Source organism: Variovorax sp. F042 (assembly GCF_057814215.1).
The window spans coordinates 230,980-248,587 of sequence record NZ_JBVASX010000002.1; the positions used below are offsets into that span (position 1 = coordinate 230,980).

Genomic DNA, 17,608 nt, shown 5'->3' on the forward strand with positions numbered 1-17,608 from the left:
ATGCCTTATTACATTACTTTTCATCGATTCAGATGTCAATCAAATTCGATGTCACCTGACTGCTCGGAAACCCGAAATGAAAAAGCCCGCGTTCGTGAGAAGCGCGGGCTTTCTGGGGGCGAGGCGGCCGTCAGGCCGCTCGGGAAGCAGGATCAGCGGCTGGGCTTGAACGCGCGCTTTTGCGCGTCGCGGGGCACGAACACCTTGCCTGGGCCGCCATGACCGGCAGCGCCATTGCCGCGGGGCGCGAAGCCCTCGCGCGGTGCGAAGCCGCCGTCGCCGCGGCCACCGCCGTGACCGTGGCCGCCGCGCGGAGCGCTGTCGCCCCAGCCCGGCTTGCGGCCGTAGCCGGCACCGCCGCCGTTGCCGCCTTCGTCACGGCCGCCGCCGAAACCGGCATTCTGGCCGCCCTGGAAGCCACGCGGGCCCGGTGCGGCCGGACCACGCGAGTTGCGGTCGTTGAAGCCGCTGGCACCAGCATAGCCGCCGTTGCCGCCACCATTGCCGCCGCGGTAGCCACCGCCGCCACCGAACTTGCGGTCGCGCGATTGGCTGTCACCACGGCCGCCGCGGAATTCGCCTTGCGGCGGACGCGATTGCGGCATGCGCTGTTGCGGCTCCATGCCCGGCACCACTTCGGCCTTGAACTGCTGGCGGCTGTAGTGCTCGATGTCCATGATCTTGCGGCGATCGCGGAACTCGGCGAACGTGACGGCCAGGCCGTCGCGGCCGGCACGGCCGGTGCGGCCGATGCGGTGGGTGTAGTCCTCGGCCTTCATCGGCAGGCCGAAGTTGAAGACGTGGGTGATGGTCGGCACGTCGATGCCGCGGGCGGCAACGTCGGTGGCCACCAGGATCTGCACCTGGCCCTGGCGCAGCGCCATCAGGCGGCGGTTGCGCAGGCCCTGGCTCAGGGCGCCGTGCAGCGCCACGGCACTGAAGCCTTCTTGCTGCAGGTCGTTGGCGAGGCCGTCGCACTCGACTTGCGTGCTCGCGAACACGATCGCCTGGTTGATGCTGGTGTCGCGCAGCCAGTGGTCGAGCAGCTTGCGCTTGTGCTGGCTGTTGTCGGCCCAGAACAGCACCTGCTTGATGTTGGCGTGCTTTTCCTGCGGGCTGTCGATGGTGATGCGCTGCGGTTCGCGCATCACGCGCTGGGCCAGCTGCTGGATGCGCGGCGCGAAGGTGGCGCTGAACATCATCGTTTGCTGGCGCTCGATGGTGAGCTGGTTGACTTCGGCCAGGTCGTCGGAGAAGCCGAGGTCGAGCATGCGGTCAGCTTCGTCGACCACCAGGAACTTGACCTGGTCGAGCTTGAGTTGCTGCGAGCGTTGCAGGTCGAGCAGACGGCCGGGCGTGGCAACCACGAGGTCGGCGTTCTGCAGCTTGGCAATCTGCAGTTGGTAAGGCATGCCGCCCACCACGTTGGCGATGCGCAGGCCGCGGCAGTGGCGAACCAGTTCGATGGCGTCGTGCGCGACTTGCTGCGCGAGTTCGCGCGTCGGGCACAGGATCAGGGCGCCGGGCGTGGCAGCCTTGAAATGGCGGGCGTTGGTCGGGTCCTTGCGCTTCGGCTTCTTGGGCGGGGCTTCGCCGCGGGCAGCAGCTTCGGCGGCCAGGCGCTGGAACTCGGCCTTGGCTTCGGCTTCTGCCTCGGCCTGGCGCTTGAGCAGCGTGTGCAGCACGGGCAGCAGGAAGGCGGCGGTCTTGCCGGAGCCGGTCTGGCTCGAAACCATCAGGTCGACGAAGCGGGCAGCGCCCTCTTCGCCCATGGCGATCGGCACGACCTTTTCCTGCACGGTGGTGGGCTGGGTGAAGCCCAGGTCAGCCACGGCGGCGATCAGCTCGGGCGCCAGGCCCAGCTTGATGAAGCCGTTGGGCTTGGCGGGCTCTTCGGCCGCGGCAGCTTCGGGGGCAGCCGCATCCAGCGCCTCGAGGATGGGCGCCTCGGACATGGTGTCCGTGGCGGCGGTGAATTCGTTGTGGGTAGCGGATTGCACAGGCGCGAACTCGCCCTGCGCTTCAAAAGCGTCGGTCATGAATATCAATCTCAAACGCGAGCGCTGCCGTAGGCGGCGCCCCGTTGGTGGTTAAAAACATCAACCATCCAACGACATTCAACTTCGGGCTGGCGCCTGAGGTTGCGGCCCTTTTTGATCAGCGAATGCGATCGGGCGCGGTGTGCAAGATAGGGAGATGCAAGAGACGCTGGCCGGGCTTGAAATACCTTCCCGATCAGCGAAGCTTGCGATTATGGCATGGATTCGGGTTTTTACCTAATCCTCGGCTTTGCTCAATCCGTCAGGCGCAGAAAGGTCTCGCGGTAGTGCGCCAGTTCCTCGATGGATTCGTGCACATCGGCCAGCGCGGTATGCGCCTGCTGCTTCTTGAAGCTGCTGTAGGCCGTGGGTTTCCAGCGCTTGGCCAGCTCCTTGAGGGTGCTGACGTCGAGGTTGCGATAGTGGAAGTACGCCTCCAGCTTGGGCATGTACTTGACCAGGAAGCGCCGATCCTGCCCGATGGTGTTGCCGCACATGGGCGAACCGCTGCGCGGAATGTATTTGGCGATGAATTCCAGCAGTTGCTGCTCGGCGGCGGCTTCGTCGAGGGTGGATGCCTTGACCTTGTCGATCAGGCCGCTGCGGCCGTGGGTGCCCTTGTTCCAGGCATCCATGGCGTCGAGCACGGCGTCGCTCTGGTGAATGACGAGCACGGGGCCGTCGATGATGGGCGTGAGGTCGGGGCCGGTAACGACCACGGCGATTTCGAGCAGGCGCTCTTTTTCGGGGTCGAGGCCGCTCATTTCGCAGTCCAGCCAGACCAGGTTCTGGTCGCTTTTCTTCAGGGTGGGCGCGGCTGCGGGGGGCGTCGGTTCAAGGGATTCAGGCATCGCAGGATTGTCGTCGAAGGGCTGCGGCCCCAGATAACGGGGACTAAACTCGCCGCTCCATGTCCTATTCGCTCATCTTCACCATCGCCTTTGCGGCAGCATTGGTCGCAGGCCTGCTCGTGAAGTTCTGGTTGGCCACGCGGCAGGTGCGCCATGTGGCGCAGCACCGCGGCACCGTGCCGGCCGCTTTCGCGCAGACCATCACCCTCGCCGCCCACCAGAAAGCGGCCGACTACACCATCGCCAAGGCGCGCTTCGGCCTGGTCGAGATGGCCTGGGGCGCAGCGCTGCTTCTGGGCTGGACCTTGCTCGGCGGCCTCGACGTGCTCAACAGGCTTCTGCTGGCGTGGATCGGCGGCGGCATGGTGCAGCAGCTGGCATTGCTGGCAGCCTTCGCGGCCATCGGCGGCCTGCTCGAACTGCCCTTCACGCTCTGGCAGACCTTCAGGCTCGAAGAGCGCTTCGGCTTCAACAAGATGACCTGGAAGCTCTGGCTGGCCGACACGCTCAAGTCGACGCTGCTGGGCGCGGCGATCGGCCTGCCGATCGCGGCGTTGATCCTCTGGCTCATGGGCGCGGCCGGGCAGCTGTGGTGGTTGTGGGCCTGGGGCGCGTGGATGGGCTTCAACCTGCTGCTGATGCTGATCTACCCGACCCTCATCGCACCGCTGTTCAACAAGTTCAAGCCGCTCGACGATCCGACGCTCAAGGAGCGCGTGACGGCACTGATGAAGCGCTGCGGCTTCGCGGCCAAGGGCCTGTTCGTGATGGACGGCAGCACGCGCAGCGCCCATGCCAATGCCTACTTCACCGGCTTCGGCGCCAGCAAGCGCGTGGTGTTCTACGACACGCTGCTGCGCCAGCTCAACGTCGGCGAGGTCGAGGCCGTACTCGCGCACGAACTGGGACACTTCAAGCACCGCCATATCGTGAAGCGGCTGGTCGCGATGTTCGCCCTGAGCTTGGCCGGCTTCGCGCTGCTGGGCTGGGTGTCGACGCAGGTCTGGTTCTACACGGGCCTGGGCGTGCAGCCCAACATGACGGCGCCCAACAGCGCGCTGGCGTTGCTGCTGTTCATGATTGCCGTGCCGGTGTTCGGCTTCTTCGTTGCTCCGCTGCCCGCACGACTGTCGCGCAAGCACGAGTTCGAGGCCGACGCCTACGCAGTGGCGCAAACCAGCGGCGCCGACCTGTCGGCCGCCCTGCTCAAGCTCTACCAGGACAACGCCTCGACGCTCACGCCCGACCCGGTGTTCGTCAAGTTCTACTATTCGCACCCGCCGGCTTCCGAGCGCCTCGCGCGCATGACGGCCGCCTGACCCGACTCCCCTCATTTCGAAGAAGCCCATCATGAGCAGCATGTTCAAGCCCAAGGACTGGAAGAACCTCCCTCCCCGCAAGGCGCTGAGCGCCACCGAGATCGTGGCCGGCCTGGCGCGCCTCGACGGCTGGATGCTCACTGGCGACGGCGCCAACGTCGCCATCGAGAAAACCTTCAGCTTCACCAACTACTTCGAGACCATCGCCTTCGTGAACGCGCTGGCTTTCGTGGCCCACACGCAAGACCACCACCCCGACCTGGCGGTGCACTACAACCGCTGCGTAGTGCGCTTCAACACGCACGACGTGGGCGGCCTGTCGGTCACCGACTTCGACTGCGCCCGCCAGGCCGACGCGCTGGTCGCGCCCCCCGCCGCATGACGGAACGAGCCCTTGGCTAAGCCCGGCCGCGCCGCGCCCGCAGCCGCTGCTGCGAAGGCACTCCACGACGGCCTTGTCGTTGCCAGCCACGGGCGTCATTGCCTCGTCGAAACGCCCACGGGCGAGCGGCTTATCTGCCACCCGCGCGGCAAGAAGAGCCAGGCCGTGGTCGGCGACCGCGTGCACTGGCAGGCCAGCGAGGACGAAGGCACCATCGAGCAGGTGCTGCCGCGGCGCAACCTGTTCTATCGGCAGGACGAGATTCGCACCAAGTCGTTCGCGGCCAACCTCGACCACGTGCTGATCCTGATCGCGGCCGAGCCGGAGTTTTCCGAACATCAACTGGCTCGCGCGCTGATCGCGGCGGAGGCCGAGCGCATTACGCCGATCATCGCGCTCAACAAAAGCGACCTTGTCGAGCCCTTCGAGCGCGCATGGACCAAGCTGGCACCCTACCGCCGCATGCACCACGGCGTGCTGCCCCTGTCGCTGAAGGCGTCAGGCGAGGCGGACTACGCCTCGCTTATGAAACTTCTGGCCGGCAAATCCACCTTGGTGCTCGGCCCTTCCGGATCGGGCAAGAGCACGCTGACCAATTTGCTGGTGCCGGGCGCGACCGTGTTGACCCAGGAGATTTCGCAGGCGCTGAACTCGGGCAAGCACACCACCACGAGCACCACCTGGTACTGGATCGATGAAGCCCGCACCACCGGCCTGATCGACTCGCCGGGCTTCCAGGAATTCGGCCTGAACCACATCGCGCCGATGCAGCTCGCCGGGCTCATGCCGGACATCGCCGAGCATGCGAACGACTGCAAGTTCTACAACTGCACGCATCTGCACGAGCCGGGCTGTGGCGTGATTGCGAACGTGGAAACAGCGAGCAGCGGACCGGGCGCCATCAGCGCGAGCCGCTACAAGATTTATGGCGAGCTGTTCGCCGAGTTGAGCCAGAAGCGGTACTGACCGAAAGGCAGCTTCAGCCGAGCCAGATGCGGTAGGACTTCCAGGTCGGGTCGAAGACGAGATCGAGCGTCACCGGCAGGTCCATGTCGTCCTGCAGCGATTGAGCATGCGAAATCGCTGCCTCAGGGTCGGACACCTGGAAGTGGACGGTGCGAACGCCCTCCTCCAACACCACGTGCGTGCAGCAGCCTGCTTCGTGCGTCTGCAGCCGCGCCGTCAGCCGGTCTTCGTAGACGCGCGCCTCTTCCAACTCCTCACCCGATTCGACCGGCACTGCCGTCGACAGGCGATGGCACAGGTCGGCGCGCCCCACCAAGGCAGTGGCCGCGTCATTGCGCATGACGATCACCTCGATCTCGCGGTCGTCCTCGGCCGTGCGCGTCGCGTTCATGCCCGACCAGGCGTGTTCACCCTGGGGAAACACACCGGTGTGGCCGAGTTCGTCGCGCCAGCAGGCGTCGAACACGGGCACGAAATCGTCGAGCGGCACGCCATCGAAATCCGCGTGCGCGTCGGCCTCGACGTAGTCGACCGCCCCGACCTTCACCGCGAAGTCGTACTCACCCAGGATATGGTCGAGCATGATGAGACTCATGTGGCGCGCATGGTCCTGCATGTCCATCGGGATGGGCTTGGCGAAGCCGATCTCCAGCGCCACCCGCCCCCGGTAGAGCTCGTGCTTCACAAGGACTTCGGAGCTTGCCAATTCGAAGTCGTTCATGCGCATGCCGAAGCCATCGCTCGAACGCTGACGAAAGGCTTCCACCTCGACCTGCGGCAGCTTGGGGCTGCTTTGCACCAGCGCCATCAGATCCTCGAAGTCGTCTACCGAACCGTGCGCCGTCAGCACCAGCTTGAACTCGGGCGGCTCGCCAGCCACTTCGGCCGCCAGCCGCGGAAAGAAGGGTTCGAGCAGTTCGTTCAACCCTTCCATCAATTCGCGAGCGGGCAAGGCGCGCAGGCTCTCGAGCTGGGCGCTCACTGCTTGCCAGAAGCCTGTGCAGGCCGCTGTGCGCGGATCGGTGTCGTGGGTCGGCATCGCCAGGGGTTCCTTCAGGGGTTTGGAGTGAGGATGTCCTGCAGCCGCTGGACCAGCGTGCTGCATTGCTCGCGCGTGCCGATGCTGATGCGCAGGTACTGCGCGATGCGCGGCTGTTTGAAATGCCGCACCAGCACCGCACGCTCGCGCAGCAGGGCCGCCAGTTCGGCAGCGTCGCGCTGCGGATGGCGTGCGAAGACGAAATTGGCCTGCGACGGCAGCACCTCGAAGCCCAGGTCTTCGAGCTGCAGGCCGAGGCCCTCCCGGGTGTCGACGATCTTGTCGCGGGTGCTGCGAAACCAGTCTTCGTCTTCGAGCGCGGCGACGGCGCCGGCCGAGGCCAGCCGGTCGAGCGGGTACGAGTTGAAGCTGTCCTTGACGCGCACCAGCGCGTCGATGAGCTGCGCCTGGCCGCAGGCAAAGCCGACCCGCAGGCCAGCCAGCGAACGCGACTTGGAGAGTGTCTGCACCACGAGCAGGTTCGGGTGCTTGTCGATCAGCGGCAACGCACTCTCGCCACCGAAATCGACGTATGCCTCGTCGACCAGCACCACTCGATCGGGACAGGCTTCGAGCAGTTGCTCGATGCGCGACAGCGGCAGGCCGATGCCGGTCGGCGCGTTCGGATTCGCGATGACGATGCCTGCGCAACCTTGGCGGGCACGCGCTGCAAGGGCGTCGACATCGATGCGCAGGCCCTCGTCCACCGGCTGCTGCTCGCAGACGATGCCGTACAACTGCGCGTAGACCTTGTAGAAGCTGTAGCTCACGTCGGGCATCAGCAGCGGCTCGGCCTGCTGGAAGAACGCGAAGAAGGCGTGCGCGAGCACTTCGTCCGAGCCGTTGCCCGCGAACACTTCGTCGACCCGCAGGCCATGCCGCCGCGCTACCGCTTCACGCAGCACGAGCGAGGTGGGGTCGGGATAGCGCTCCAGGCCGTTCTCGGCCGCACGCCGGATGGCCTCGATGGCGACCGGCGACGGCGGATACGGGTTCTCGTTGGTGTTGAGCTTGACGAGGTTCGCGATGCGCGGCTGCTCACCAGGCACGTAAGGTTCGAGCGCGCCGATGCGCGGGCTCCAGAAGGCCGGCACTGGATGTGTCATGGTTCGTTCGCCGCTTCGCTCAACCGAGCAGGCGAGCCAGGGTGAGCAAGGCCAGCAGCACCATCCACATCACGACCGAGCGCCAGACCAGACCCACCACACTGCGCAGGTGGCCGGGCTCCGGCTCGCGCCCCGGCGTACTGCCGGTGTCGGTGCGGCGGCCGTCGGCCAGCGATTCGCCGGCCTGGGCGCGCGGCAGCGGGTCGGTGACCGGAATCGGGCGCAGCGAACCACCGCCCAGGCGCACGTTGACCGCGCCCGACGTGGCCGCGAGGATCACACCGTCGTTCTCATTGGGAAAACGCTGTGCGTCATTGCGCCAGCAATCGATCGCTTCCTCGAAGCTGCCGACCACCGCGAAACCCAGCGCCGTGATGCGCGCGGGCAGCCAGTCGATCATGTGCCAGGCGCGATCCGCGGCCTGTTGCACAGAAACACTCGACGGCTGCACGGCAGCGCCGTTCTTGTGCGCCCAGTAGCGCGAGACGAACTCGCTCATGCGATAGAACACTGCGCCCGCAGGCCCAAGACCGATGGCCGCAATGATCGAGAACCACGCGAGCACGCCGAACACATGGCGATGCGCTGCGATCACCGAATGCTCGATCACGTGGCGCACGATCTCGCTGCGCGGCAGGTTGGCCGCATCCACGCCCTGCCAATGCGCGAGCAGCGAGCGCGCGAGCGGCTCGTCGCCTTCGTCGAGCGCATCGCGGATGTCGGTGAAGTGATGGCTGAACTGCCGGAAGCCCAGCGTGACGTAGAGCACCGCAATGCTCCAGAGCACGGCGAACGGCAGGCCGAGCGTGAGCACCAGCAGCCAGTGCACACCCAGCGCGCCGAGCGTGGGCACGAACACCGCGAGGCCCCAGGCGATCCATCCGTGATGCGGCTTGCCCGCGTCGAAGTTGCGGCTGGTCCAGCGTGTCCACGCCAGCACCGCGCCGTACACGGGGTTGTGCGAGCCCAGGGGCCGCACCTGCTCGATCAGCAGCGCGCACAGGATGGCAAAAAAGCTCATCCTTCGATGATAGCGAGAGCGCCTGAAGGTTCAGGCCATCTTCATTCGAGCCACGGATTCAGTCAGGCCGCGAGGAAACGATAGAGATTGCGCAGCATGCCCGCGGTCGCGCCCCAGACGAAGCGCTCGTCGGGCCCGTCCTGGTAGGGCATCGAGTACCACTGGCGCCGGGTGCCATCAGGCGCGGGCACGGTGTGGTGACGGTGATTCGCCGGGTCCATCAGCCATGCGAGCGGCACCTCGAAGGCTTGCGCGACCTCATAAGGATTGATGGTGAGTTCGAAGTCAGGTTGCACCAGCGCAACCACCGGCGTCACGATGAACGACGTCACTGTCGTGTAGGTCGGCAGATTGCCAAGCACCTCGATGTACTGAGCCGAAAGGCCGACTTCCTCCCAGGCCTCGCGCAAAGCGGCGGCTGCGATGTTGGCGTCCTCCGGGTCGACTCGGCCACCGGGAAACGCAACCTGCCCCGAATGCGTCGACAGATTCGAGGTCCGCTCGGTCAGCAGCACGGTCGCGCCCTGCGGGCGTTGCACGATCGGCACCAGCACCGCAGCCTGCGCGGGGACACGGTCGGTCATCCGCGGATCACGCCGCAGCTCCGGCGTCCAGGCAGGCGGTGTCGCGAAGCGCATCCGCAATGCCTGCGCCGTCAGCTGCACGGCCGACACCGCCGGCAATCCCTCGACTCCTCCGGCCACAAACGGCACTTTGCGCGGGTCGAACTGCAGCAGCGTGGGCGGCGCCACGGCGTTGACGGGTTCGACGGATGCGGCCTGCAGAGGAATGGATGAGTTGGTCAAGAGATGAAACGTACCTGAGGCGGAGGAAAGAAAGAAGTAGAGCGGAAAAAAGGAAGGTTGTCGCTGAGCGGGGGCAAGAATGCAAAAAGCCGCCAGAGCGGCGGCTTTTTTGCACGACAGGCGAGCTGCTTACTTGGCAGCCGCTGCAGCCGTCGACTTGCTCGGCAGCTTTTCCTTGATGCGTGCCGAACGGCCGCTGCGGTCGCGCAGGTAGTACAGCTTGGCGCGGCGCACATCGCCACGGCGCTTGACTTCGATACCGGCGATCAGCGGGCTGTAGGTCTGGAACGTACGCTCCACGCCTTCGCCGCTGGAGATCTTGCGCACGGTGAAGCCGCTGTTGAGGCCACGGTTGCGCTTGGCGATCACAACGCCTTCGTAGGCCTGCACGCGCTTGCGGGTGCCTTCGACGACGTTCACGCTGACGATGACCGTGTCACCGGGCATGAAATCGGGGATGGTCTTGCCGAGACGGGAGATTTCTTCCTGCTCGAGGGTCTGGATGAGGTTCATGATTTCCTGAAAGTCGATCGTGTCGGGCTACACAAAAGGCGCCTTGGGCTTTCACGGGATGACCGGGAAAAGACCGGGCGCGGCCGGGCAGAGGATCGGGGAACCGAGGATTATAGCTTTTTTTTCAGCGCGGCCTCATCGGCTTTGCCAAGACGACCCGCCGCGCGGGCGGCGTCGATCAGGTCGGGGCGCCGTGCGGCCGTGATGGCCAACCGCTGGTCACGCCGCCAGCGCTCGATCTGCGCATGGTGACCCGAGAGCAGCGGCGCCGGCACGCCCTGCCCGCTCCATTGCTCGGGCCGCGTGTAGTGCGGGCAGTCGAGCAGGCCGTCGAGCGCGGGATTGAAGCTGTCCTGCACGTGGCTGGCCTCGTCGCCGAGCACACCCGGCTGCAGCCGGGCCACGGCGTCGAGCAGCGCCATGGCCGCGATTTCGCCGCCGGAGAGAACAAAATCGCCGAGGCTGATCTGGTGAGTGACGCGCGCGTCGATGAAGCGCTGGTCGATGCCTTCGTAGCGGCCGCAGATCAGCACCGCGCCTTCGCTGGCCGACCACTTCTCGACCGCCTCATGGCGCAGCGCCTCTCCGATCGGAGAAAACAACACGACGGGCGCCTGTGCTCCGCGTGCAGCCAGCGCCGCATCAAGGCAGGCCGCCAGCGGCTCCGCCATCATCACCATGCCTGGACCGCCGCCAAAGGGGCGATCGTCCACGCGCTTGTAATTGCCCTGCGCAAAATCGCGCGGATTCCAGAAAACGACTTCGACCTGCTTCGACTCGTAGGCACGGCGCGTCACGCCGCTGGCCATGAAAGGAGCGAACAGTTCAGGAAAAAGCGTGAGGACGTCGAAGCGCATGCGCGCAAGGTCCGGATCAGAAATCGGGTTGCCAGTCGACCGTGATGAGACGGCCGGGCAGGTCGACCTTGTCGACGAAGACCGAGACGAAGGGCACCATGCGCTCGATGGCCTTGCCGTCTTCTTCGGCGGTGAGCACCAGCGTGGTCTGCGGGCCGGTTGCGAGCAGCTCGCGCACGGTGCCGAGCACCACGCCTTCGCGGTTGACCACCGACAGGCCGATCAGGTCGACCCAGTAGTACTCGTCGTCGCCGGCCGTAGGAAAGCTCGAGCGCGGCACGAACACGCGCGCACCACGCAGCGCCTCGGCCGCGTTGCGGTCGGGCACGTCCTCGGATGTGGCGACGATGCAGTCGGAATGTTCTTTGGCCTCGCGGATCGCGAGCCGGAAAGCGGTGCTTGCCGAGGCTCCGGGAGCCTGCAGGAACCAGCGCTTGGAAGAAAAAAGCGCCTCGGGCTGGGCGCTGTGGGGCAGGACCTTGAACCAGCCCTTGATGCCCCAGGCATCGGCGATGCGCCCTACTTCAATCGCATCCGCCGGCAATTCGGCGGTTTCGAGTGCGGGCAGCATCGCCGTGCGGACGGCTTAGGCCGCCGCCTTGGGAGCTGCCGAGGCGGCTTGACGGATCAGGCGCAGAACGGTGGGCGAAGCTTGTGCGCCGACGCTCTTCCAGTAGGCCAGGCGGTCCTGGGCGATACGGATGCTTTCTTCGTTTTCCTTGGCGGTCGGGTTGTAGAAACCCAGGCGCTCGATGAAACGGCCATCGCGGCGAACGCGCTTGTCCGACACGACGATGTTGAAGAACGGACGGCCTTTGGAGCCGCCGCGGGAGAGTCGAATGACGACCATGATTTATCCTTGGGTGGTCAGCAGGCCTTATGGATGAAGAAGAGGCCCGCTCACAATGTTCTTCCAGCGTCGAGACACGCGACATGGCCACCCGGCCAGCGACACGCTGAAAAGCCCGCGATTATAGCCCGACCCGCGTTTTCTCCGAATTCCGGCCTTGCGCCACCCGTTTCCACCGCATGCCCCTCACCATCCGCCCCAGCCGCGACGAAGACGTCGAGGCCATCGCCGCCATCTACGCCCACCACGTGCTGCACGGCACCGGCACCTTCGAAACGGAGCCTCCTTCCCCCGCCGACATGGCCGCCCGCCGGGCCGACGTACTGGGCAAGAACCTGCCGTATCTGGTTGCCGAAGAAAATGGCGAAGTGTTGGGTTTTGCCTACTGCAACTGGTTCAAGCCGCGCCCGGCCTACCGTTTTTCGGCCGAAGACTCGATCTACATGTCGGAGTCAGCACGCGGCAAGGGTCTGGGCGCCAAGCTGCTGGCAGCGCTGTCGCAGGCTGCCGAGGCGGCCGGTGTGCGCAAGCTGATCGCGGTGATCGGCGATTCGGCCAACGCCGGCTCCGTCGGCGTGCACCGCAGCCAGGGCTTCACGCACGTGGGCGTGCTGAAAGACTGCGGCTGGAAGTTCGGCGAATGGCGCGATGTCGTATTGATGGAAAAAGTGCTCGGCGAAGGCAGCACCACCAAACCCGAATGAAAAACAAAACCACCGCCGCCTGGCTCTCCTTCCTCGGCGGCCCGCTCGGCCTGCACCGCTTCTACCTGCGCGGCATGGGCGACGTGCTCGGCTGGCTGCTGCCCATTCCCACGGCGCTGGGCATCTACGGCATCGAGCGCGTGCGCATGTACGGCGTGGACGACGGCGTTAGCTGGGCGCTGATCCCGCTGCTGGGCTTCACCATCGCAGGCTGCGCGTTGATGGCCATCATCTATGGCCTCATGACGCCCGAGAAGTGGAACGCCCGCTTCAACGCCAGCGCGCCGGCCGACGCGGAACCCGGCCGCACGAACTGGTTCACCATCGGCGCCGTGGTGCTCTCGCTCTTCTTCGGCAGCACGATCCTGATGGCCAGCATCGTGTTCAGCTTCCAGCGCTACTTCGAGCACCAGGTCGAAGAGGGCCGGAAGATCTCGCAGTAGCCGTCAGAACAGCTGGATGCTGATCCAGTAGGCAATCGCCGCCACGAACGCCGAGGCCGGGATCGTGAAGATCCACGCCCATACGATGTTCCCCGCCACGCCCCAGCGCACCGCGCTCGCGCGCTGCGTCGAGCCGACGCCGACGATGGCGCCCGTGATGGTGTGCGTGGTCGACACCGGAATGCCCAGCGCCGTCGCCAGGAACAGCGTCAGCGCCCCGCCCGTCTCGGCGCAGAAGCCGCCCACGGGCTTGAGCTTGGTGATCTTCTGGCCCATCGTCTTCACGATGCGCCAGCCGCCGAACATCGTGCCCAGCGCGATCGCGGCGTAGCAGCTCACGATGGTCCAGGTCGGCGGGCTCGCATCGCCGGCATTGGCATAGCCGGTGGCGATCAGCAGCATCCAGATGATGCCGATGGTCTTCTGCGCATCGTTGCCGCCATGGCCCAAGCTGTAGGCGCCGGCCGAAACCAGCTGCAGTCGCCGGAACCAGCGGTCCACCCGCGAAGGCGTGGCACGCCGGAAGCTCCAGGCCACCACAACCATCATCATCGAACCGAGCAGGAAGCCCAGCAGCGGCGACACGAAGATGAAGGCCACCGTCTTCCAGATGCCCGAGGCCACCAGGCCGCCGGTACCGGTCTTGGAGATCACCGCGCCCACGATGCCGCCGATCAGCGCGTGCGACGAGCTGCTCGGAATGCCGTAGTACCAGGTCACGAGGTTCCAGCTGATGGCGCCGACGAGCGCACCGAACACCACGTGCACGTCGACCACCCCCGGCTGGGCGATGCCCTTGCCCACGGTGGCGGCCACGCTCAAATGGAAGATGAAGATCGCGATCAGGTTGAAGAAGGCCGCGAACACCACGGCCTGCCCCGGCTTGAGCACCCCGGTGGACACCACCGTCGCAATCGAATTGGCGGCGTCGTGGAACCCGTTCATGAAGTCGAACAGGATCGCCAGCGCGACCAGCACTATCACCACCCAGAGGGCGACCTGAACCGTTGCCATCAGCGCTGCCCGCTCAGGAATTCTCGAGGACGATGCCCTCGATCACGTTGGCCACGTCCTCGCACTTGTCGGTGATCGTCTCGAGCAGCTCGTAGATCGCCTTGAGCTTGATCACCTCGCGCACGTCGGGCTCTTCGCGGAACAGCTTGCTCATGGCGCTGCGCATCACGCGGTCGGCATCCGATTCGAGGCGGTCGATTTCCTCGCAGGTCTTCAGCGTGGCCTCGGCCACGGCCGGGTCGGCGATCTTGCCGAGGAACTTGACGGCGTCCTTCAGGCGGTCGCAGCACTTCACGCTCAGTGCCGTGAGGCGAACGATCTCGTCGGTCATGTGGCGCACGTCGTACAACGCCATGGTTTCGGCCGAGTCCTGGATCAGGTCGGCCACGTCGTCCATCGTGTTGATGAGCTTGTGGATCTGCTCGCGGTCGATGGGCGTGATGAAGGTCTTGTGGATCAGCCGGTTGACGTCGTGCGTCACGCGGTCGGCGGCGCGCTCGGCGTTGTCGACGTCGCGGTTGTACTGCTCGCGCAGATGCACGTCGCTGTAGTTGGCAACGAGCTGCTCGAAGGCCCTCGCCGCCTCCACGATGCGCTCGGCGTGCTGGTTGAACATCTCGAAGAAATTGCCCTCGCGGGGCAGCAGCTTGCCGAACATGAAAACTCCAGGGGAGCGCCAATCACAGTTTCATGACGCCTTGATGAAAAACCGGCGAAGTTTAACGGGCGCGCGACCCCTGCCCGGCCCGGCCGGCTTTTCGGGGCCGCCGGAACCCCCTCAATTCAGGCAGGCAAGCGCAGCACCGGCAGGTGCCAACCGCCGTAGATTCCGCCCAGGCGGAGCGCCACGATCAGCAGCACGCCGGCGTGAAAGGCCCAGCGCCGCGGCGTTCCAGCCGCCTGCAGCAGAAGGTAGGCCGCGATGCCCGCGATGCCCGCGATGGCGGCCGAGCCGTAGATGCCGCTGCTCAGCAGCAGCGGAACGCGGGCGGTGAACACATCGCGCAGCAGCCCGCCGGCCGCGCCGGTCATGGTGCCGACCAGCAGCACGATGACGGCCGGCAGGCGCCGCTCCTCGGCCACCTGCGCACCGGTGATGGCGAACAGGCCGAGCCCCAGGGCGTCGGCAACGGCCAGCGCATGCTCCGGCACTGGCAACAGGTGCACCCAGACGATGGTGAGCGCCGCAGCCGCGAGGATCACGTAGACATACCGGGTGTCGCGGATCCAGAACACCGGATGGCGGTCGAGCAGCAGGTCGCGCAGCGTGCCGCCGCCCACCGCGGTGACCGAAGCGATCACCACCACGCCCAGCCAGTCGAGGCCCGCATGGCCGGCCCCCGGCGCCCCACTGACCGCGAAGACCGCCACGCCGGCGAGATCGAGGACGTAGAGCAGCACAGCCTTCAGACGATGCGCTTGACCACCTGGCCCGTGACACGTGCCAGCGCCGCGCGCGGCACCTTGTCGGGCGCGATTTCGGCGAGCGGCTTCAGCACGAAAGCGCGCTCGCGCATGCGAGGGTGCGGCAAGGTCAGCGTCGGCGTGTCGATCACCGAGTTGCCGTGCATCAGCAAATCGAGATCGAGCGTGCGCGGCGCGTTGGGAAACGGCCTTTCGCGGCCGGCCAGCGCCTCCAGGCGCTGCAACGCCACGAGCAGTTGCTCGGCATCCAGGCCGGTGCGCACCGCCACCACGGCGTTGATGAAATCGGGGCCTTCGGCATCCACCGGCTCACTGCGATAGAGCGATGAGCGGGCCGTCACCACGGTTCGCTGAAGCGCGCCGATGTCAGCCATGGCGGCCTTCACGGCTGCCTCGGCATCGCCCAGGTTGGCGCCTATGGCGATGAAGGCCTGTGCCGTGGGGTAGTCCTCCCGCGGGCCGCGCGGGCTGCGCGAAGGTGCACGGGTGGGCGCGCGGCGCGCGGGCGGTCCGCTCTTGGCGCCTGCAGACGGTGGCTTGGCACCACCGCCCGCACGCGGCGGTGCAGCCTTGGCCTTGGGGCCTGGCTTGCCGTCCTTCGGCCGGTTGGGCGTACTCATGCGCCCTCGGCGCTCCCGCCGCCCCCACCACCAGCACCGCCACCACCTCCGGTGCGGGGCTTGCGGCGACGCCGGCGCTTGCGCGGTACCGCCTCGCCATCGGGCGGCACGGCGCCGGCTTCTACTTCAACCTCTTCGACTTCGTCGTCTTGCTCCGAATCGGGGGCCTGGCTCTTGCGCGCAGCCGGTTCACCGCCGCGCGGCTTCGGCGCCGGGGTTTCGCGCACCCGCACGCGCTGACGCACCTTCTGCTCCTCGCGCACCTGCTCCAGCAGATCCTGGCGGCGCACGTCATCGGCAATGCTGAATTCCTGCCACCACTCGGCAATCGCCTCGCTCACCTCGCCCACGTCGGCGCGCAGGCGCATGAAGTCGAACGCGGCGCGGAAGCGCGCCTGCTCGACCAGGCTGTAGGGCGTGGAGCCGGTGCGCTTGTCGAAGCGCGGCTGCATCATCCAGATCTCGCGCATGTCGGCGGCCAGCTTGCCGCGGCCCGAGACATCGCCGATGCGGGCGTTGAACACGTCGTCGATGGCGTCCTGCAGCGCCGGAAATGGCGGCTGCGGGCGCTGGCCGTGGCGGCCTTCCTGGCGCTGGGCCCAGCCGTCGCGCACGTCGGCCCACAGCACGCATGCCAGCAGGAAGCTGGGCGCCACGGGCTTGCCTTCGCCCACGCGGCGGTCGGTGTCCTGCAGGGCGGCCTTCACGAAGGGCTGGTCGGCGCGCTCCACCACCACGTCGAGCAGCGGATAGATGCCGCGGGCAAGGCCGAGCTTGTTCAGCTGCTCGACGGTCGCAATCGCGTGGCCGGTCTGCAGCAGCTTGAGCATTTCGTCGAACAGGCGGCTTTGCGGCACGTCAGCCAGCAGCTTGCTCGATTCGACCAGCGGGGCCGCCGTCTTGGCTTCCATCTTGAAGCCCAGGGCCGCGAGCTTGGCCGAGAAGCGGATGGCGCGAATGATGCGCACCGGGTCTTCACGGTAGCGCGTGGCCGGGTCGCCGATCATGCGCAGCGTGAGCTTCTGCGCGTCCTTGATGCCGTTGTGATAGTCGACCACGACCTGGTTGGCCGGGTCGTAGTACATGGCGTTGACGGTGAAGTCGCGGCGCGCCGCGTCTTCTTCCTGCGGGCCCCAGACGTTGTCGCGCAGCACGCGGCCGCTGGCGTCCACGGCGTGCTTCATGCTGGCAAGCTCGCCCTTGCTGGTGCGCTCGTTGCCCGCCACCTGCTCGGCTGCGGCGTTGTCCATGTAGGCGCGGAAGGTCGAGACCTCGATCACCTCGTGCTCGCGGCCGCGGCCGTACACCACGTGCACGATGCGAAAGCGCCGCCCGATGATGAAGGCGCGGCGAAACAGCGACTTGACCTGCTCGGGCGTGGCGTTGGTGGCCACGTCGAAGTCCTTGGGGCGCAGCCCCAGCAGCAGGTCGCGCACCGCGCCACCCACCACGTACGCCTCGTAGCCGGCCTGCTGCAGCGTGGTGACCACGTTCTTCGCGCGTTCGTCGACCAGGGCCGGATCGATCTTGTGAACCTCTGCCGGCACCTCCTGGCGCTTGCCGAAGCGGCTCTTGCCCTGCGTGCCGCCGGCGGTCTTGCCGAGCAGCTTGTCGATGAATTTCTTGATCATTGTTGGTTGAAAGCCTAGTTCG

Annotated in this window: 20 protein-coding genes; 5 read left to right on the forward strand and 15 right to left on the reverse strand. The window is 66.4% G+C overall.

Going from position 1 to position 17,608, the window contains the following annotated elements; all coding sequences use genetic code 11:
- Window positions 1-152 precede the first annotated feature (152 nt).
- Together ACZYSP_RS09570 and orn are read right to left on the reverse strand one after the other, a co-directional pair.
- Entirely contained in the window at window positions 153-2,039 is a 1,887-nt protein-coding gene (locus ACZYSP_RS09570) for a DEAD/DEAH box helicase (RefSeq protein WP_489013962.1), read from the reverse strand.
- Window positions 2,040-2,293: 254 nt separating this feature from the next.
- Window positions 2,294-2,890, reverse strand: coding sequence for an oligoribonuclease (orn, locus tag ACZYSP_RS09575; protein ID WP_489013964.1), 597 nt, complete (start codon window positions 2,888-2,890; stop codon window positions 2,294-2,296).
- Between the two features lie 59 nt (window positions 2,891-2,949).
- On the opposite strand from orn, the gene ACZYSP_RS09580 reads away from it, so the two are divergent.
- From ACZYSP_RS09580 to rsgA, 3 genes are read left to right on the forward strand one after another with little or no spacing between them, the layout of a single operon-like run.
- Window positions 2,950-4,209: a M48 family metallopeptidase gene (locus tag ACZYSP_RS09580; RefSeq protein ID WP_489013966.1), complete on the forward strand. Its 1,260-nt coding sequence runs from the start codon at window positions 2,950-2,952 to the stop codon at window positions 4,207-4,209.
- A gap of 31 nt (window positions 4,210-4,240) precedes the next feature.
- Window positions 4,241-4,591 (forward strand): 4a-hydroxytetrahydrobiopterin dehydratase, encoded by a 351-nt coding sequence (locus ACZYSP_RS09585; protein WP_093172077.1) that lies wholly within the window; start codon window positions 4,241-4,243, stop codon window positions 4,589-4,591.
- Window positions 4,592-4,603: 12 nt separating this feature from the next.
- Window positions 4,604-5,557, forward strand: coding sequence for a ribosome small subunit-dependent GTPase A (rsgA, locus tag ACZYSP_RS09590; protein ID WP_093172079.1), 954 nt, complete (start codon window positions 4,604-4,606; stop codon window positions 5,555-5,557).
- Between the two features lie 13 nt (window positions 5,558-5,570).
- Here the strand turns inward: rsgA and ACZYSP_RS09595 are convergent, their stop codons facing one another.
- From ACZYSP_RS09595 to rpsP, 8 genes are all read right to left on the reverse strand, one after another.
- A complete protein-coding gene (locus ACZYSP_RS09595) occupies window positions 5,571-6,596 on the reverse strand; it encodes a hypothetical protein (RefSeq protein ID WP_093049697.1) in 1,026 nt (341 codons plus the stop codon).
- A gap of 14 nt (window positions 6,597-6,610) precedes the next feature.
- Window positions 6,611-7,702 (reverse strand): histidinol-phosphate transaminase, encoded by a 1,092-nt coding sequence (gene hisC, locus ACZYSP_RS09600; RefSeq protein WP_489013969.1) that lies wholly within the window; start codon window positions 7,700-7,702, stop codon window positions 6,611-6,613.
- Window positions 7,703-7,721: 19 nt separating this feature from the next.
- On the reverse strand, window positions 7,722-8,723 hold the full coding sequence (locus tag ACZYSP_RS09605) for a CobD/CbiB family protein (protein ID WP_489013971.1): 1,002 nt from the start codon (window positions 8,721-8,723) through the stop codon (window positions 7,722-7,724).
- 62 nt (window positions 8,724-8,785) lie between these two features.
- The gene (locus ACZYSP_RS09610) at window positions 8,786-9,529 is read right to left on the reverse strand and encodes a CoA pyrophosphatase (protein WP_489013973.1); all 744 of its coding nucleotides are present in this window, start codon (window positions 9,527-9,529) and stop codon (window positions 8,786-8,788) included.
- Between the two features lie 129 nt (window positions 9,530-9,658).
- A complete protein-coding gene (rplS, locus tag ACZYSP_RS09615; RefSeq protein ID WP_093172085.1) occupies window positions 9,659-10,042 on the reverse strand; it encodes a 50S ribosomal protein L19 in 384 nt (127 codons plus the stop codon).
- Window positions 10,043-10,152: 110 nt separating this feature from the next.
- Window positions 10,153-10,899: a tRNA (guanosine(37)-N1)-methyltransferase TrmD gene (gene trmD / locus ACZYSP_RS09620; protein ID WP_435470590.1), complete on the reverse strand. Its 747-nt coding sequence runs from the start codon at window positions 10,897-10,899 to the stop codon at window positions 10,153-10,155.
- A 16-nt stretch (window positions 10,900-10,915) separates the two neighbouring features.
- Complete coding sequence (rimM, locus tag ACZYSP_RS09625) at window positions 10,916-11,470, reverse strand: ribosome maturation factor RimM (RefSeq protein WP_093049679.1); 555 nt, start codon at window positions 11,468-11,470, stop codon at window positions 10,916-10,918.
- Window positions 11,471-11,485: 15 nt separating this feature from the next.
- Window positions 11,486-11,749: a 30S ribosomal protein S16 gene (gene rpsP / locus ACZYSP_RS09630; RefSeq protein WP_093049676.1), complete on the reverse strand. Its 264-nt coding sequence runs from the start codon at window positions 11,747-11,749 to the stop codon at window positions 11,486-11,488.
- A gap of 179 nt (window positions 11,750-11,928) precedes the next feature.
- Here rpsP and ACZYSP_RS09635 point away from each other — a divergent pair, with 179 nt between their 5' ends.
- Both ACZYSP_RS09635 and ACZYSP_RS09640 read left to right on the forward strand, forming a co-directional pair.
- Window positions 11,929-12,453, forward strand: coding sequence for a GNAT family N-acetyltransferase (locus tag ACZYSP_RS09635; protein ID WP_093049672.1), 525 nt, complete (start codon window positions 11,929-11,931; stop codon window positions 12,451-12,453).
- The gene (locus tag ACZYSP_RS09640; RefSeq protein WP_489013977.1) at window positions 12,450-12,896 is read left to right on the forward strand and encodes a TM2 domain-containing protein; all 447 of its coding nucleotides are present in this window, start codon (window positions 12,450-12,452) and stop codon (window positions 12,894-12,896) included. The genes ACZYSP_RS09635 and ACZYSP_RS09640 overlap by 4 nt, the downstream gene beginning before the upstream one ends.
- A 3-nt stretch (window positions 12,897-12,899) precedes the next feature.
- Here the strand turns inward: ACZYSP_RS09640 and ACZYSP_RS09645 are convergent, their stop codons facing one another.
- The 5 genes from ACZYSP_RS09645 to pcnB all read right to left on the reverse strand — a co-directional run bounded on the left by ACZYSP_RS09645 (window position 12,900) and on the right by pcnB (window position 17,586).
- Window positions 12,900-13,910: an inorganic phosphate transporter gene (locus ACZYSP_RS09645; RefSeq protein ID WP_435458772.1), complete on the reverse strand. Its 1,011-nt coding sequence runs from the start codon at window positions 13,908-13,910 to the stop codon at window positions 12,900-12,902.
- 13 nt (window positions 13,911-13,923) lie between these two features.
- Window positions 13,924-14,568, reverse strand: a complete 645-nt coding sequence (locus ACZYSP_RS09650) for a DUF47 domain-containing protein (RefSeq protein WP_012746613.1) — start codon at window positions 14,566-14,568, stop codon at window positions 13,924-13,926.
- Between the two features lie 125 nt (window positions 14,569-14,693).
- Window positions 14,694-15,311, reverse strand: coding sequence for a trimeric intracellular cation channel family protein (locus ACZYSP_RS09655; RefSeq protein ID WP_489013981.1), 618 nt, complete (start codon window positions 15,309-15,311; stop codon window positions 14,694-14,696).
- Between the two features lie 5 nt (window positions 15,312-15,316).
- Entirely contained in the window at window positions 15,317-15,955 is a 639-nt protein-coding gene (folK, locus tag ACZYSP_RS09660; RefSeq protein WP_093049659.1) for a 2-amino-4-hydroxy-6-hydroxymethyldihydropteridine diphosphokinase, read from the reverse strand.
- On the reverse strand, window positions 15,952-17,586 hold the full coding sequence (gene pcnB, locus ACZYSP_RS09665) for a polynucleotide adenylyltransferase PcnB (protein WP_489013984.1): 1,635 nt from the start codon (window positions 17,584-17,586) through the stop codon (window positions 15,952-15,954). Before pcnB ends, folK begins: the two co-directional genes overlap by 4 nt.
- Window positions 17,587-17,608 lie beyond the last annotated feature (22 nt).

Coding starts and splice junctions, on each gene's coding strand:
- ACZYSP_RS09570 (WP_489013962.1), bottom strand. CDS start 2,039: ATGACCGACGCTTTTGAAGCGCAGGGCGAGTTCGCGCCTGTGCAATCC.
- orn (WP_489013964.1), bottom strand. CDS start 2,890: ATGCCTGAATCCCTTGAACCGACGCCCCCCGCAGCCGCGCCCACCCTG.
- ACZYSP_RS09580 (WP_489013966.1), top strand. CDS start 2,950: ATGTCCTATTCGCTCATCTTCACCATCGCCTTTGCGGCAGCATTGGTC.
- ACZYSP_RS09585 (WP_093172077.1), top strand. CDS start 4,241: ATGAGCAGCATGTTCAAGCCCAAGGACTGGAAGAACCTCCCTCCCCGC.
- ACZYSP_RS09595 (WP_093049697.1), bottom strand. CDS start 6,596: ATGCCGACCCACGACACCGATCCGCGCACAGCGGCCTGCACAGGCTTC.
- hisC (WP_489013969.1), bottom strand. CDS start 7,702: ATGACACATCCAGTGCCGGCCTTCTGGAGCCCGCGCATCGGCGCGCTC.
- ACZYSP_RS09605 (WP_489013971.1), bottom strand. CDS start 8,723: ATGAGCTTTTTTGCCATCCTGTGCGCGCTGCTGATCGAGCAGGTGCGG.
- rplS (WP_093172085.1), bottom strand. CDS start 10,042: ATGAACCTCATCCAGACCCTCGAGCAGGAAGAAATCTCCCGTCTCGGC.
- trmD (WP_435470590.1), bottom strand. CDS start 10,899: ATGCGCTTCGACGTCCTCACGCTTTTTCCTGAACTGTTCGCTCCTTTC.
- rimM (WP_093049679.1), bottom strand. CDS start 11,470: ATGCTGCCCGCACTCGAAACCGCCGAATTGCCGGCGGATGCGATTGAA.
- rpsP (WP_093049676.1), bottom strand. CDS start 11,749: ATGGTCGTCATTCGACTCTCCCGCGGCGGCTCCAAAGGCCGTCCGTTC.
- ACZYSP_RS09635 (WP_093049672.1), top strand. CDS start 11,929: ATGCCCCTCACCATCCGCCCCAGCCGCGACGAAGACGTCGAGGCCATC.
- ACZYSP_RS09640 (WP_489013977.1), top strand. CDS start 12,450: ATGAAAAACAAAACCACCGCCGCCTGGCTCTCCTTCCTCGGCGGCCCG.
- ACZYSP_RS09645 (WP_435458772.1), bottom strand. CDS start 13,910: ATGGCAACGGTTCAGGTCGCCCTCTGGGTGGTGATAGTGCTGGTCGCG.
- ACZYSP_RS09650 (WP_012746613.1), bottom strand. CDS start 14,568: ATGTTCGGCAAGCTGCTGCCCCGCGAGGGCAATTTCTTCGAGATGTTC.
- folK (WP_093049659.1), bottom strand. CDS start 15,955: ATGAGTACGCCCAACCGGCCGAAGGACGGCAAGCCAGGCCCCAAGGCC.
- pcnB (WP_489013984.1), bottom strand. CDS start 17,586: ATGATCAAGAAATTCATCGACAAGCTGCTCGGCAAGACCGCCGGCGGC.